The 14,862-nt window shown below is 72.9% G+C and carries 10 protein-coding genes; 3 read left to right on the top strand and 7 right to left on the bottom strand.

Annotated elements, in window-relative coordinates; genetic code table 11:
- Positions 1 to 142: 142 nt before the first annotated feature.
- Positions 143 to 652 (bottom strand): transcriptional regulator NrdR, encoded by a 510-nt coding sequence (nrdR, locus tag KV205_RS15180; protein WP_265864879.1) that lies wholly within the window; start codon positions 650 to 652, stop codon positions 143 to 145.
- 524 nt (positions 653 to 1,176) lie between these two features.
- On the opposite strand from nrdR, the gene lexA reads away from it, so the two are divergent.
- The gene (lexA, locus tag KV205_RS15175; protein WP_265864878.1) at positions 1,177 to 1,965 is read left to right on the top strand and encodes a transcriptional repressor LexA; all 789 of its coding nucleotides are present in this window, start codon (positions 1,177 to 1,179) and stop codon (positions 1,963 to 1,965) included.
- A 122-nt stretch (positions 1,966 to 2,087) separates the two neighbouring features.
- Here the strand turns inward: lexA and KV205_RS15170 are convergent, their stop codons facing one another.
- Genes KV205_RS15170 through KV205_RS15150 form a run of 5 tightly spaced genes read right to left on the bottom strand, consistent with a single transcriptional unit; the run spans position 2,088 to position 10,347 of the window.
- Positions 2,088 to 4,088, bottom strand: a complete 2,001-nt coding sequence (locus KV205_RS15170; protein WP_265864877.1) for an ATP-dependent DNA helicase — start codon at positions 4,086 to 4,088, stop codon at positions 2,088 to 2,090.
- Between the two features lie 50 nt (positions 4,089 to 4,138).
- On the bottom strand, positions 4,139 to 5,938 hold the full coding sequence (locus KV205_RS15165; protein WP_265864876.1) for an IucA/IucC family siderophore biosynthesis protein: 1,800 nt from the start codon (positions 5,936 to 5,938) through the stop codon (positions 4,139 to 4,141).
- Between the two features lie 59 nt (positions 5,939 to 5,997).
- Positions 5,998 to 6,771 (bottom strand): GNAT family N-acetyltransferase, encoded by a 774-nt coding sequence (locus KV205_RS15160; RefSeq protein WP_265864875.1) that lies wholly within the window; start codon positions 6,769 to 6,771, stop codon positions 5,998 to 6,000.
- 53 nt (positions 6,772 to 6,824) lie between these two features.
- Positions 6,825 to 8,720, bottom strand: coding sequence for an IucA/IucC family siderophore biosynthesis protein (locus KV205_RS15155; protein WP_265864874.1), 1,896 nt, complete (start codon positions 8,718 to 8,720; stop codon positions 6,825 to 6,827).
- 49 nt (positions 8,721 to 8,769) lie between these two features.
- A complete protein-coding gene (locus KV205_RS15150; protein ID WP_374214674.1) occupies positions 8,770 to 10,347 on the bottom strand; it encodes a diaminobutyrate--2-oxoglutarate transaminase family protein in 1,578 nt (525 codons plus the stop codon).
- A gap of 356 nt (positions 10,348 to 10,703) precedes the next feature.
- Between KV205_RS15150 and KV205_RS15145 the strand changes: the two genes are divergently transcribed.
- Both KV205_RS15145 and KV205_RS15140 read left to right on the top strand, forming a co-directional pair.
- The gene (locus KV205_RS15145) at positions 10,704 to 11,879 is read left to right on the top strand and encodes a serine protease (RefSeq protein ID WP_265864873.1); all 1,176 of its coding nucleotides are present in this window, start codon (positions 10,704 to 10,706) and stop codon (positions 11,877 to 11,879) included.
- Positions 11,880 to 12,047: 168 nt separating this feature from the next.
- On the top strand, positions 12,048 to 13,223 hold the full coding sequence (locus KV205_RS15140; RefSeq protein ID WP_265864872.1) for a serine protease: 1,176 nt from the start codon (positions 12,048 to 12,050) through the stop codon (positions 13,221 to 13,223).
- 109 nt (positions 13,224 to 13,332) lie between these two features.
- On the opposite strand, the gene hflX is transcribed toward KV205_RS15140, so the two are convergent.
- Positions 13,333 to 14,826, bottom strand: a complete 1,494-nt coding sequence (hflX, locus tag KV205_RS15135; RefSeq protein ID WP_265864871.1) for a GTPase HflX — start codon at positions 14,824 to 14,826, stop codon at positions 13,333 to 13,335.
- Between the last annotated feature and the right edge of the window lie 36 nt (positions 14,827 to 14,862).

The raw sequence follows: 14,862 nt of genomic DNA, 5'->3' as shown, positions 1-14,862 counted from the left end.
GCCCAGAAAATTCCAGGGCGCCGTCTTCTGTACTGCGTTATGTAGTGCAATTGCCACGAGCGCCTCACGGACCGCTCGGGGCAGGTCTTCCGTCCGGCCGCGCGGCGGCCGGCAGCCGGACCGTGACGGTCCGGCGCGCCGCTCAGTCGGCGGCGTGGGCGGGAACGGGGACCGCGGGGGCAGCCCCGGGCTCGCCGTTCCCGGCGGGAGGCCGCTCGCGGAGTTCCGCGATGGCGGCCTCGAAGTCTTCGAGGCTGTCGAAAGCCTTGTACACGGACGCGAAGCGCAGGTACGCGACGAGGTCGAGCTCCTGCAGCGGGCCGAGGATGGCCAGGCCCACGTCGTGGGTGGTCAGCTCGGCGCTCCCGGTGGCGCGCACCGCCTCCTCGACCCGCTGGCCGAGCTTGGCGAGGGCGTCCTCGGTGACGGGCCGTCCCTGGCACGCCTTGCGCACGCCGGAGATGACCTTGGTACGGCTGAAGGGTTCGGTGACCCCGGACCGCTTGACCACCATGAGCGAACAGGTCTCCACCGTCGTGAAACGACGGGAGCAGTCCGGGCACTGGCGACGGCGGCGGATCGACGTCCCGTCGTCGGTGGTGCGACTGTCGACGACGCGGCTGTCGGGGTGCCTGCAGAAGGGGCAGTGCATGTGGTTCCGACCCTCCCTCAAGGCACGACTGAAAAGCCCCGCCCGACCCGTCAAGGCCCCGCGAAGCGACCACCAGCATAGGCGATCCGAGCTGCCCCGGAAGACCGGGACCACTACTTGTGGGTGGCTGATGCCATCCAACCACTAGATCTTGGGTCGGTCGGCATTTCGGCGCCCTGCGCGTGTCGCGTGTCCAGGGGCTCCGCGAGCTCTCTCTCGACCGGCCAAGAGGGTACGGGAAGGGCGCGGCGGCGCCGCTTCCGGGGTCGCCGGTGCCAGACTGTGCAGCCGGCGCCCGGACCCGCGAGGCGGGGCGCACAGGAGGCCCCGAGGCCCTTCCGGTCCGGCAGCGAAGGCTACCGTAATGACCGATTTGAGAAGGCATCCCGGTCTGCGTATACACCGACGCTCGTACATACGTAAGGCGAACTGCGAATTTTCACTCGAACGTGTGTTTGGCGCAACCTTTCGAAAGCAACTACCGTTGTGCCAGCCAGGGAGAACATTCGAGAGGGGCCGACGACGTGACCACCACCGCAGACAGTGCCACCATCACTGCCCAGGGCCGCTCCCAGGGCCGACTCGAGACGGTGCATGCGATGAATGACGCCGCCATGAGCGGGGAGGAGCCCGGCCGACCCGCGCGCTCGCTCCCCGGACGACCTCCAGGCATCCGGGCCGACAGCTCCGGCCTCACCGACCGCCAGCGCCGGGTGATCGAGGTCATCCGCGACTCCGTCCAGCGCCGCGGCTACCCGCCGTCGATGCGCGAGATCGGCCAGGCCGTCGGCCTCTCCAGCACCTCCTCCGTGGCACACCAGCTGATGGCCCTGGAGCGCAAGGGCTTCCTGCGCCGCGACCCGCACCGCCCCCGTGCGTACGAGGTGCGCGGCTCGGACCAGCCCAGCACCCAGCCCACCGACACCACCGGCAAGCCCGCCGCCTCCTACGTGCCCCTGGTCGGCCGGATCGCCGCCGGTGGGCCCATCCTGGCCGAGGAGTCCGTCGAGGACGTCTTTCCGCTCCCCCGGCAGCTGGTCGGCGACGGTGAGCTGTTCGTCCTCAAGGTGGTCGGCGACTCCATGATCGAGGCCGCGATCTGTGACGGCGACTGGGTCACGGTCCGCCGCCAGCCCGTCGCCGAGAACGGCGACATCGTCGCCGCCATGCTCGACGGCGAGGCCACCGTCAAGCGCTTCAAGCGCGAGGACGGGCACGTCTGGCTGCTCCCCCACAACTCGGCGTACCAGCCGATCCCCGGCGACGAGGCCACCATCCTCGGCAAGGTCGTCGCCGTGCTGCGACGGGTGTGACCCCACCTCGTCAGCCCTGAACCGGGCCCCGGGACCCACTGCGCCGGTCCCGGGGCCCCGCCCCTTTTTGCGCCTAAACCGGCGCCGCTCTCGCGGATGTGGTTGCTCGCCGTAGGGGTTGCTCAATTAGTGGTTGCTGTTTTAGCCGCCGCGTCAATGGCCGCCAGGCTCTTCCGCACCTGATTGCGGTCCGTCGTGTACCAGAAGTCCGGCAGCGAGGCCTTCAGGTAGCTGCCGTAGCGGGCGGTCGCGAGGCGCGGGTCCAGGACCGCGACGACGCCCCGGTCGCCCGTCGCCCGTACGAGTCGGCCGGCGCCCTGTGCCATGAGCAGGGCCGCGTGGGTCGCCGCGACCGCCATGAAGCCGTTGCCCCCGGCGTCCTCGACGGCCTTCTGCCGGGCGCTCATCAGCGGGTCGTCCGGGCGCGGGAAGGGGATCTTGTCCATGACGACCAGCTGGCAGTTCGGCCCCGGCACGTCCACGCCCTGCCAGAGGGAGAGCGTGCCGAACAGACAGGTCTTCGGGTCCGCCGAGAAGTTCTTGATCAGCTCGCCGAGGGTGTCCTCGCCCTGGAGCAGGATCGGCAGCTCGGGGATCCGGGTGCGCAGCTCCTCCGCCGCCTGCTGCGCCGCGCGCATCGAGGAGAACAGGCCGAGCGTGCGCCCGCCGGCGGCCTGCATCAGCTCGGTCAGCTCATCCAGCATGTCGCCGCGCTCCCCGTCCCGGGCGGGCCGGTTCAGATGCTTGGCGACATAGAGGATGCCCTGCTTGGGATAGTCGAACGGCGAGCCGACGTCGATGCCCTTCCACACCGGCACGTCCTCGCCCTGGGTGCCCTCGGGGGCGAGGCCCAGCGAGGCGCCCACCCCGTTGAAGTCGCCGCCCAGCTTGAGGGTGGCGGAGGTCAGCACCACCGAACGGTCCGCGAACAGCTTCTCCCGCAGCAGCCCGGAGACGCTCAGCGGCGCGACCCGCAGCGAGGCTCCACTGTATCGATTTGCGGCTCCGCCGCGGGGGTCGTGCCGCTCGTACCAGACGACGTCCCACTCCGAGCCCTGGGTGATCCGCTCCGCGACCCCGTGCACGGTCTCCACGGAGGCGAGGGCCTGCTTGCGCACGGCGTCCTCGTCCTGCACGGAGCGGTCGCGGGTGGAGCCGAGCGCGGTGATCACCGCGCGGGAAGCGTCGCGCAGCGCCATCAGCGCGTAGCCCAGGTCCTCCGGGATCTCCTCCAGACGGCCCGGCAGCGCCAGCTCCATCAGCTTCTCGAAGCCCTCGGCGGCGGTCTGCAGCTGGTCGGCGACCTTCTCGTCGACCAGCTTGGCCGCCCGGCGCACCGCCCGGTTCACCTGGCCCGGGGTGAGCTCGCCGGTGGCCACCCCGGTCACCCGGGAGACCAGCTCGTGCGCCTCGTCGACGATCAGCACCTCGTGCTGCGGCAGCACCGGGGCGCCCTCGATGGCGTCGATGGCGAGCAGCGCGTGATTGGTGACGACCACCTCGGCCAGCTTGGCGCGCTCGCGCGCCGCCTCGGCGAAGCACTCCGCCCCGTACGCGCACTTGCTCGCGCCCAGGCACTCCCGCGAGGAGACCGAGACCTGGCCCCAGGCCCGGTCGGAGACGCCCGGCGTCAGGTCGTCCCGGTCGCCGGTCTCCGTCTCGTCCGACCAGTCGCGCAGCCGCAGCAGGTCCTGGCCGAGCTTGCTGGTGGGGGCCGCCGCCTCGAACGGGTCGAAGAGGCCCTCCTCCTCGTCCTGCGGCACGCCCTCGTGGAGCCGGTGCAGACACAGATAGTTCGACCGGCCTTTGAGCATGGCGAACTCCGGGCGGCGGCGCAGCTGCGGATGCAGCGAGTCCACCGTCCGCGGCAGGTCGCGCTCGACCAGCTGGCGCTGCAGCGCCAGCGTGGCCGTGGCAACCACCACGCGCTCCCCGTGGGCGAGGGCCGGCACGAGATAGCCGAGGGACTTGCCGGTGCCGGTGCCGGCCTGGACGAGGAGGTGGGAACCGTCGTCGATGGCCTCGGCCACGGCCTCGGCCATGGTGACCTGGCCGGGGCGCTCCACACCGCCGACGGCGGAGACGGCGGCGTGGAGGAGATCGGGGAGGGATGGCTTCGTCATAGCCCTTCCACCCTACGGGGCGGCACTGACACCACGGTCCCTCCCCGCGCTCACGCGAGCGGGTTCGGGACGGTGCCGTCGACGGCCGCGTGCGGCCGCTCGGGGCGGTCGCGGTAGCCGTCGAGGTGCAGCCGGTTGCGGTTGAGACAGAGCCGCTCGATCCGCGGCACCAGGAGGTCGAACAGCTCGAAGCGTTCCTTCAGCTCCGGGAAGCGGCCCTGGTGGCGCAGGATCTCGGCGCGCACCAAAGTCCAGAACTCCTCCTCCGGGACGTCGAGTTGCTCCTCGCACAGCGGCGCCAGATAGCGGAAGACGCCCACGAAAAGGCCCGAATGGATGAACTGGGTGAGGAAGTCGGGCTCCTCCGTGAGCAGCACGGCCCGTACGTCGTCGGGCATCGTGGCGTGCTCGGGGAGCGGCACGGCGCTGATGTTGACGTCGTCGACGAAGTCCTTGATCGCGAGGCGGACCGGCACGTCCTGCTCGTCGTAGACCACGACCGCGTTCTCGCCGTGCGGGGAGAAGACCGTGCCGTACTGGTAGAGGAAGTGGAGCAGCGGCGGCAGCAGGGCGGCGAAGAGGCGCTGCAGCCAGGCCCGCGGCGCGAGGCCGGAGCGCTCGACGAGCTCGGCGGCGAAGGCCCGGCCGTCGGGGTCGGTGTGCAGGAGCGAGGCGAGGGTGCGGGCGCGTTCGCCCGGGGGCAGCCTGAGGGGTTCGCGCCAGATCGCGCCGAGGAGCTCCTTGTACTGGTACGGCACTTCCGGCAGCCGGTCGTAGAGCGGGTGCTCGACGGTGACCGAGGCGACCTCGCCGAGGAGGATCACCCCGCACTCCTCGCGCAGGAAGGGGTCGGCGTCGCGCAGCCCGTGCACCCAGGCGGTGACGGCGGGGGCGGCGAGGGTCCGCTCGGTGGGCAGTCCGCGCCAGACCAGGGTGTTGAGGACGGAGAGCGGCAGTTTGACCGTGTGCCGGTCGGGGCGGCTGGTGTTGAGGAAGGTACGGATGGACTGCTGCGGCAGCCGGAGGTCGCCGTCGGCGGGGAGCGGGACGACCGCTCCGGAGGCGATGGCGGGGGCGTACAGCGGCAGCAGGATCTCGTCCCACTGCCAGGGGTGGACGGGCAGCAGCAGATAGGCGTCGGGGTCGAGGCCCCGCTCGCGCAGCACGCCGTCGAAGGCGGCGCGGACCTCGGGGTCGAGCTCGCGCTCGTACAGCCGGTCGGGGGTGTCGAGGCCGGTCACGCCCCGGTAGGCGGCCAGCCGGCTGCTGACGGCGATCCACGGGAGCCGGGTGGGGCGGCGGGCCTCGGGGGCCCAGCGGGCGGCGTCGGCGGCGGAGAAGCCGACCCGGCCCTTGTTGAGGACGAGCCAGGGGTGGCCGGTCTGGTGGCCCTCCAGTTCCGCGTAGCCGAGCTCGGCGAGCCGGGCGGCGGGCAGCGCGGTGCGGTCGAGCCGGACGTCGGCGGCCAGGGTGGTGGTGAGCTCGCGGATGAGGTGGCCGAGGGTGGCGCCGTCGAGGTCGAGCAGCCGGCGGGCCCGGACCAGGAAGTCGAGCGGGTCGGTGGCCGGCTTCCCGTCGAGGGTGAGCGAGCCGGGGGTGATCCGCCAGCTGTCGTACGCGCCGCGGCGGGCCGTGAAGGCGAGCACGGCGCCGTCGTCGAGGGCGAAGGCGTAGTGGCCGTCCGGTCCCGGCCGTACCGGACGGGGCTGGACGATGCCCTCGTACGCGAACTCGGCGACGGTCTTGGCGAGCAGCCGGGCGCCGGCCCGTGCCCAGGCCCCGGCGGTCAGTTCCGGGGGGCTGTGCAGGACCGGCGGGGCGGAGTCGTGGGGTGCAGGGGACGTCGACACGGGGACTCCTCGGGGTGGGCACCGCGGTGGGTCACGCGGTGGAGCTGAGTCGTGGGTGGTCAGAGCACGTGGCGCAGGTCCCGGTCGCGGACCATGAGCGCGGCGCGCTTGTCGGGCAGGTCGACCTCCGCGGACAGCCGGAATCCGGCGCCGAGGAAGGCGGCGACGGACGGGGTGTTGCGCAGGTCGGGTTCGGCGAGGACCCGGGTGCACCGGGGCCGGTGGTCGAGGACGAGCTCGGCGACGGCGCGCAGCAGGGTGGTGCCGAGGCCGCGGCCGCGGTCGCGGGCGCCGCCGATGAGCAGGTGGACGCCGGTGTCGTGCGGGCGCGCCGGGTAGTGGCGGGCGAGCGGGTCGAGGTCGGCGCGGTAGATCTCGAAATAGCTCATGGGCGTGCCGTCGAGGACGCCGAGGCAGGGCACGCTGCGTCCGTCGCCGTCGAGTTGGGCGCGGAGGTGGTCGGCGGTGACGCTCTCGGGGCCCTGGAGCTCCCAGAAGGCGGCCACGGCCGGGTCGTTCATCCAGCCCGCGACGAGCGGCAGGTCGTGGTCGAGGCGAACGGGGACGAGCGCGAAGCGCCCGGCCGGGGTGTCGGCGGGCCGCCAGTCGGCGACGTGGTCGAGCAGGTCGTCGTCGGCACGGTCGGCGCGGACGGGGTCGCCTTCGGCACGGCCGGCGGCGGCAGCGGCGGCCGGGAACCGCTCGCCGGTGGCGAGGAGGGCGAGGAACTCCTCGGGCAGGTGCAGGTCGAGGGTGTCGTCGGGGCTCGGCCCGGTGCCGGGCGGCGGCGCGGCACCGGGGCGTGCTTCGGGGCCTGCTTCGGTGGGAGGCACGGGGCGCTCTCCTCTCGGCGGTCGGGGTGGGCTGGGCGGCGAGGGGGGACCGGTCAGGCGCGCAGCGGGTTGGTCACGGTGACGTACACGGACTGGGTGTCGACGGGGCCGACGAGCTCGTCGAGGCCGTGCAGCCGGGTGAGTAGGTTGGCCTTGCAGCGCAGGGTGGCGGCCTCCAGGAGGCGGTGCGGCAGCGGGGAGCCGAGGCCGGTGGCGCCGGTGAGGAAGCGGCGCAGGGCGGCGAGCAGCACGCGCTCGTCGGCGAGGTGCTGGGAGCCGAAGGCGCCGATCAGGCCGAGGACGTTGTTGATGCCGAGGTAGTAGGCGAAGCGCTCGTCGGTGACCTGGTCGGAGACGAAGGTGTCGCTGACGGAGCCGATGCCGGGCAGCCGGCTCTCCAGTTCGTCGCGGCGGGACTCGCGGAAGTAGTAGCCCTGGTTGTCGCGGTAGCGGCCGCCGGTGGGCCAGCCCTCGGGGTCGAGGAGGACCAGGGTGTTCTGCTGGTGGGCCTCCAGGGCGACGCCGGCGTGGCCGTCCAGCCACAGGATCGGGCGGACCACGAGGTCGAGGTAGCGGAGGAACCACTCGGTGGCGACGGCCGTGGTGGGCCGGCCGGTGCGGGCGGCGAGCCGCAGCACGAGGTCGGCGAGGCGGGAGCGCATCCGGGGCGAGCCGGGCCAGGGCCGCGGGGCGGTGAGCCCGGCGAGGCAGACGGCGTCGTCGGAGGGGCCGAAGGGGTTGTGCCGGATCATCACGTCGAGGCCGGGCAGCGGCTGCCCGTCGGGGGTGTCGACGGCGAGCCAGGCCGGGTCGCGGACGATGTCGAAGCCGGGGTGGGCGGCCTGCCACTGGTCGACGAGGCCGGTGCGCAGCAGTCGGTGGACCTCGACGCCGCGGTGGAGTTCCTTGCGGAGGTTCTCCCGGCGGGAGTTGGTGATCCGGACGCCGAGGGAGAGCTTGAGCATGGCGCGGGCGCCGGGGCGGTGCACGGTGCGGACCGAGGAGGTGGGGTGCCAGGGGTCGCCGTAGGGGCCGAGGTCGTGGAGGAGTCCGGCGTCGAGGAGGGCGGCGACGGCGGGGCGGTGCCGCAGCTCGCGGGCCTGCCAGGGGTGCAGGGGCAGGGCGACGGTGCCGGCCGGGAGGTCGAGCCCCTCGGCGAGGCCGGCGGTGAGCTGGGCGGCGGCGACCGGGCGGCCCTGTTCGGTCCAGGCGGAGTCGGTGGCGAGGACGGCGGTGTCGACGGCCATCCAGTGCAGCGGGAAGGAGCCGTGCAGTTCGGGGGAGTAGAGCCGGGCCTCGGCCTCGGAGAGTCCTTCGCGGCTCTTGGGGGTGGGGTGGAGGGGGTGGCCGAGCAGCAGGGACTGCTCGGCGCTGAGGAAGAGGTCGGCGCCGGGGGCGGGGCGCGGGTCGCGGCGCCGTTCGGCGATGAACTCGGCGGTGCGGCGGGCCGAGTCGGCGACCCGGCCGACGAGTTCGGTGGCCTCGGTGCCGCCCGAGCCGCCGGTCTCCCGGCCGAGCAGGGCGGCGAGGGTGACGGCGTCGACGGCGGGCGCGGTGCCGGGGAGCCCTTCCAGGGCGGGCGCGCCGAAGCGGTGCCAGCCGGTGGGCGACCAGTGGCGGACCGGGACGAGGAGGGCGGTGCCGCTGGCGTCGAGCGGGACGCGCAGGGTGTCGCCCGCACCGGTGCCGCCGGGCTCGGGCGCCGGCAGGTTCTTCTCCCGTACCCAGCAGCGCAGCAGGTTCTCGACGGCGGCGGCGTCGGCGGCGCGCGCGGGGTCGGCGTCGTCCAGCGGGTCGCTCTGCACGTCCTTGACCGGGTCGCTCTGCCCGCCGGTGTACGGGCCGGGGTGCGGGCCCGGGAACTGGCGCGGGATCGGCGCGGTGGCGGTGGCGGTGCTCGTGGCCGGGGCCGCGGGGTCGGTCGTGGGGGTGGTCGTGATGGGGTTCACGGGACTTCCTCGGGAGGGGGAGGGGACCGGGCGGGAATCGGTCCGGGGTTCAGCGGGACGGCCCGGACGGGCGGGACCGGTGGGCGCGTTCGGCCGCGGCCAGGGCGTCGGCGAAGCGGTCGAGGACGGCTTCCGCCTGCTCGTCGGTGAGGGTGAGCGGGGGAAGCAGCCGGACGACGGCGTTGTGCCGACCGCCGAGCTCGACGATCAGGCCCCGGTCGAGGCACTGGCGCTGCACCTCGGCGGCGAGCTCCGGGTCGGGCGGCGGCGTGAGGCCGGAGGGACCGTCGGTTCCGGGGCCGGTGGCCCAGACGGCTCCGGACTCCGGACCGTCGAGCCCGGGACCCGCGCCTCGCGGACCGGCGCTCCCGGAGCCGTACCGCCCGGGACCGGACGTTCCGGATCCGGCGGCGCCGGCGGTCCCAGGACCGCCGCCCCCGGGCCCCGTCCCGTACTCCGGGTCGACCAGTTCGACCCCCAGCATCAGCCCGCGGCCCCGGACGTCCCCGACGCACGGGTGGGCGGCGGCGAGGCCCTGGAGGCGGCCGATCAGGCGGGCGCCGAGCAGGCCGGCGCGCTCGGCGAGGCCGTTCTCCCTGACGTACGCGAGGGTGGCGGCGCCCGCGGCCATGGCGAGCTGGTTGCCGCGGAAGGTGCCGGCGTGGGCGCCCGGTTCCCAGGCGTCGAGCCCTGCCCTGTAGACGACGACGGCGAGCGGGAGGGAGCCGCCGATGGCCTTGGAGAGGACCATCACGTCGGGGACGACGCCGGCGTGGTCGACCGCCCAGAAGGCGCCGGTGCGGCCGACGCCGGTCTGGATCTCGTCGGCGATCAGCGGGATGGAGCGGGCCTCGGTGAGCGCGCGCATGCGGCGCAGCCAGCTGTCCGGGGCGGGGATGACCCCGCCCTCGCCCTGGACGGGTTCGAGGATCATCCCGGCGGGGTCGGGGATGCCGCTCTTCGGGTCGTCGAGGACGGTCTCGGTCCAGCGGGCGGCGAGTTCGGCGCCGCGCTCGCCGCCGACGCCGAACGGGCAGCGGTAGTCGCGCGGATAGGGCAGCCGGGCGACCCGGACGTCCTCGGCGCCGCCGGAGGCGTCGAGGGCGCCGGCCGTCATGCCGTGGTAGGCGCCGCTGAAGGCGAGGACACCGCGCCGGCCGGTGGCGGTGCGGACGAGTTTGAGGGCGGCCTCGACGGCGTCGGTGCCGGCCGGGCCGCAGAACTGGATGCGGGCGTCGGCCGCGAGCTCGGCCGGCAGGGTGGCGAACAGCTCGGTGACGAAGGCGTCCTTGACCGGGGTGGCGAGGTCCAGGACGTGCAGCGGGGCGCCCGAGTCGAGGACCTTGCGGACGGCTTCCAGGACCACCGGGTGGTTGTGCCCGAGGGCGAGGGTGCCCGCGCCGGACAGACAGTCGAGGTAACGGCGCCCGTCGGCGCCCTCGATGGTGAGTCCCCGGGCCCGGACCGGGACGATCGGCAGCGAGCGCGCGTAGGTGCGCGCGGCGGATTCGCGCTGCGCCTGACGGCGCAGGATGCCCTCGTGGGCGCCCCCCTCGCCGGTCGCGCGCGGCTCCTCGCGGCTCCGCGCGCCCGGTGGTACGGCCGGAGCTGGTTCGGTCACGGCCACGGCTCGGTGTCCTCCCGCTGTAACGGTTGCGTTGCACATCGGTACGTTGCAGGGCGGCCCGGGGAGGGCGTCCTGAAGGCTGCCGGTGCGTCCCCCGTACGTACCAACGACGGTGTCTGCCGGGGATCACGGGCCGGAGCCAAGTTCCTTGGCGTGTCCCGGATCACGGCACGACAACGGCCGTGCCGGGGGCGGAACCGCGGACCTGCGTCGTACCGTCCCCTCCGGCACCGGCATAGTGGGGGCTTCACGCGGCACGGCTGTGCGTTCCAGCACGTTCCCGTCCGTGCCGCAGCTGTTCACTGATGCACAAGTAACTGATGCACAAGTTGACGTAGTCCCAGGGGGATCACGAGATGCGATCGATTCGTCCGCTGCTGGCCGCAGCGTCCGCCGTCGCGGCGCTGACGCTGACGGCGACTGCCTGCGGTCCGACCGAGGACAACGCGGGGGGTGACAAGCCCACCGCCGTGACGCCTTCCGCCGACGGCAAGATCACGTTTCCGGACGACCTGAAGGACCGTCTGAAGGAGCACGGGATCGACGTCGACAAGTGGCGCGGCGGCGAGTGGAAGAACTGGGACCGCGACAAGTGGCTGCGCGAGGCGAAGGACTTCGTCAACCCGATCATCGAGGACCTCTGGGACCCGGACCGGATGCGGGACGCCGAGCGCCCCGACAAGCCCGTCGAGGAGGAGGACATCTCGGGTGACAAGGGCGTGACCGACCCGACGCCGGCCAAGGTGCCGGCGAAGGCCGTGCAGGCGCCGTACCACGAGAACTCCCCTGCTTCCGGCAAGGTGTTCTTCGACGGGCCCGAGGGTTCGATGGTCTGCTCGGCGACGGTCGTGCAGGACCCGGCGCACCCGGGCAAGTCCAACATGGTCTGGACGGCCGGGCACTGTGTGCACGCCGGCCAGAAGGGCGGCTGGTACCGCAACATCGCCTTCGTCCCCTCGTACAACAACGACGGCAAGCCGACCTCCGCCCTCGAGAACGCCACCCGCGAGCAGATCGCTCCCTACGGCGTGTGGTGGAGCGACTGGGCGCAGACCTCGCAGCAGTGGATCGACGAGGGCGGGCAGACCGGCGGCAAGGGCGCGCCGTACGACTTCGCGGTGCTGCACGTGACGCCGGAGAAGGGCGGGAACGGCAAGTCTCTTGAGGAGACGGTCGGTTCGGCGCTCCCGGTGGAGTTCAACGCGCCGGCGGTGCCGAAGATCGCCGGCATGACGGCGACCGGCTACCCGGCGGGCAAGCCCTTCGACGGGCAGAAGATGTTCCAGTGCGCGGACAAGCCGGGCCGGCTGTCCATCAAGGCCGAGCAGCCGACGATGTACCGCATCGGCTGCACCATGACGGGCGGTTCGTCCGGCGGCGGCTGGGTGGCCGCCGGCCAGGACGGCAAGCCGGCGCTGGTGTCGAACACCTCGATCGGTCCGGTGACGGCGGGCTGGCTGGCCGGTCCGCGGCTCGGCGCCGAGGCGAAGGCGCTGTACGACGGTGTGAGCAAGAAGTACGCGAACCAGTAAGACCTTGTACGAAGTCGGGCGGGGCCCCCGGTCCCGCCCGGCTCCAAGGGCATTCCGCGGGCATACTGTGCACCGCAATGTGACGCGTCCATGGCGACAGGGCGGCAGCGGCGATCCGCCGCGCCCTCCCGGCCGGGCGCGCCGGACATCCCAGGGGGACACCACTTCATGCGTTCGATACGACTCCTGCCCGCCGCCGGCGGCGTCGCGGCCGCGCTCGCGCTGGCGCTGACCGCCACGGCCTGCGGCCCGACGGAGACTCCGGCGGCCGACAAGCCCGCCGATCAGACGGCGACCGCGAGCCCGTCCGAGGGCGGCTCCGGTGCCGGTTCCGGCCTTCCGAAGGACCTCGCCGACAAGCTGAAGAAGCACGGCGTCGACCTGGACAAGTGGAAGGACGGCGAGTGGAAGAACTGGAACAAGGACACCTGGCTCCGTGAGGCCGAGGACTTCGTCAACCCGGTGATCGACGGTCTCTGGGACGGCGAGCGGATGCAGTCCGCGAAGAGCCCGGACCAGACGGTCGAGACCCAGGCGACCGCCGGGGGCAGCGACCCGACGCCGCGGCCGGTGACGGCGCAGCGCGAGAAGACCCCGTACCACCGCTACGCGGCGCCCGTCGGCAAGATCTTCTTCGACGCGCCCGAGGGCTCCATGGCCTGCTCGGGCACGATCGTGAAGGACCCGCGCCACCCCGGCAAGTCCAACCTCGTGTGGACCGCCGGGCACTGTGTGCACGCGGGCCAGCGCGGCGGCTGGTACCGCAACATCATGTTCGCGCCGGCCTTCAACGACAAGGGCAAGTCCCCGGCCTCGCTGCGCAACGCGCAGGGGTACGAGATCTACCCCTACGGCCAGTACTGGGCCGACTGGGCCGTGACCTCCGGCGAGTGGATCCAGCGCGGCGGCACCAACCAGGCCTGGCCGTACGACTACGCGGTGCTGCACGTGCAGCCGCAGAACGGCCGCAAGTCCCTGGAGGAGACCGTCGGCGCGGCCCTGCCGATCGACTTCTCGGCCCCGCAGCCCGCGCAGGCCGGCACGATCGGCGCCTGGGGCTACCCGGGAGCGGCGCCGTACAACGGCGTGATCATGCACAAGTGCCTGGACCGGGCCACGCGCCTGAGCACGGCGCCGGCCACTCCGGTGATGTACCGGATCGGCTGCACGATGACCGCCGGTTCGTCGGGCGGCGGCTGGTTCCGGGTGCTGCCCAACGGCACCACGGCGCTGGTGTCGAACACCTCGATCGGCCCGGCCGGGAGCAACGGCTGGCTGGCCGGACCGCAGCTGGGCAGGGGCGCCAAGGCGGCCCACGAGATGATCAGCAAGAAGTTCCGCTGACCCCCCTCGTAACAGGCCTCTCACCAGGCCTCGGCACAGACAGAAAGGCGCCGGCCGTCTCCCTCGCGGGAGGCGGCCGGCGCCTTTGTCGTGCTCGTCGCCTGTCGGCTCAGTGCGCGGCGGGGACGTACGACGCGAGGTGCGCCGCCAGTTCCTCGTGCACCCGGGCCTTGATCAGGGTGCCCTCCGCGGTGTGCTCCTCGGAGATCACCTCGCCCTCGCTGTGCACGCGCGAGACCAGCCCGCCCTGCGTGTACGGCACGAGGGCCTCGATCTCGATCTGCGGGCGCGGCAGCTCGGCGTCGATCAGCGCGAGCAGCTCGGCGATGCCTTCGCCCGTGCGGGCGGAGACGGCCATCGAGTGCTTCTCGATCCGGAGGAGCCGCTGGAGCACCAGCGGGTCCGCCGCGTCCGCCTTGTTGATCACCACGATCTCCGGCACGTCGACCGCGCCGACCTCGCGGAACACCTCGCGCACGGCGGCGAGCTGCTCCTCGGGGGCCGGGTGCGAGCCGTCCACCACGTGCACGATGAGGTCGGAGTCGGCGACCTCCTCCATGGTGGAACGGAAGGCCTCGACCAGGTGGTGGGGCAGGTGCCGGACGAAGCCGACGGTGTCGGCCAGGGTGTAGACCCGGCCGGTCGGCGTCTCGGCCCGGCGCACGGTCGGGTCGAGGGTGGCGAACAGCGCGTTCTCCACCAGCACGCCCGCGCCCGTGAGGCGGTTGAGCAGGGACGACTTGCCGGCGTTGGTGTAACCGGCGATGGCGACCGAGGGCACCTTGTGGCGCCGGCGCTCCTGGCGCTTGATGTCGCGGCCGGTCTTCATCTCCGCGATCTCCCGGCGCATCTTCGCCATCTTCTCGCGGATCCGTCGCCGGTCCGTCTCGATCTTGGTCTCACCGGGACCACGGGTGGCCATGCCGCCACCGCCGCCGCCGCCCATCTGACGGGACAGCGACTGACCCCAGCCGCGCAGTCGCGGCAGCATGTACTGCATCTGCGCGAGGGCGACCTGGGCCTTGCCCTCTCGCGACTTGGCGTGCTGGGCGAAGATGTCGAGGATGAGGGCGGTCCGGTCGACCACCTTCACCTTGACGACGTCCTCGAGGGCGATGAGCTGGCCGGGGCTGAGCTCGCCGTCGCAGACGACGGTGTCGGCGCCGGTCTCGAGGACGATGTCCCGCAGCTCCTGGGCCTTGCCCGAGCCGATGAACGTGGCCGGGTCCGGCTTGTCGCGGCGCTGGATGACGCCGTCGAGCACGAGGGCGCCCGCCGTCTCGGCGAGGGCCGCGAGCTCGGCGAGCGAGTTCTCCGCGTCCTGCACCGTCCCCGAGGTCCATACGCCGACCAGCACGACGCGCTCCAGGCGCAGCTGCCGGTACTCGACCTCGGTGACGTCCTCGAGCTCGGTGGAGAGGCCCACGACACGGCGCAGGGCCGCGCGCTCGGAGCGGTCGAACTGCTCGCCGTCCCGCTCTCCGTCGATCTCGTGGCTCCAGGCGACGTCCTCTTCCATCAGGGCATCGGCCCGAAGGCTCTCGGTGCGGCGGGTGTCCGCGAAGCTCTGCTTGTCCTGGGAAGGGGATGAAGAGGAGGTCATTTGATCCTTACGTCGAAGAGAAATCCGTTGTGCCGG

This window comes from Streptomyces sp. SKN60 (genome assembly GCF_026236535.1).
Taxonomy (GTDB): Bacteria; Actinomycetota; Actinomycetes; order Streptomycetales; family Streptomycetaceae; genus Streptomyces.
This window is presented reverse-complemented; position numbering and strand designations above follow the sequence as displayed.

Bases quoted from the DNA above. Each gene is read 5' to 3' on its own strand.
- nrdR (WP_265864879.1), bottom strand. From the start codon at position 652: ATGCACTGCCCCTTCTGCAGGCACCCCGACAGCCGCGTCGTCGACAGT.
- KV205_RS15170 (WP_265864877.1), bottom strand. From the start codon at position 4,088: ATGACGAAGCCATCCCTCCCCGATCTCCTCCACGCCGCCGTCTCCGCC.
- KV205_RS15145 (WP_265864873.1), top strand. From the start codon at position 10,704: ATGCGATCGATTCGTCCGCTGCTGGCCGCAGCGTCCGCCGTCGCGGCG.
- KV205_RS15140 (WP_265864872.1), top strand. From the start codon at position 12,048: ATGCGTTCGATACGACTCCTGCCCGCCGCCGGCGGCGTCGCGGCCGCG.
- hflX (WP_265864871.1), bottom strand. From the start codon at position 14,826: ATGACCTCCTCTTCATCCCCTTCCCAGGACAAGCAGAGCTTCGCGGAC.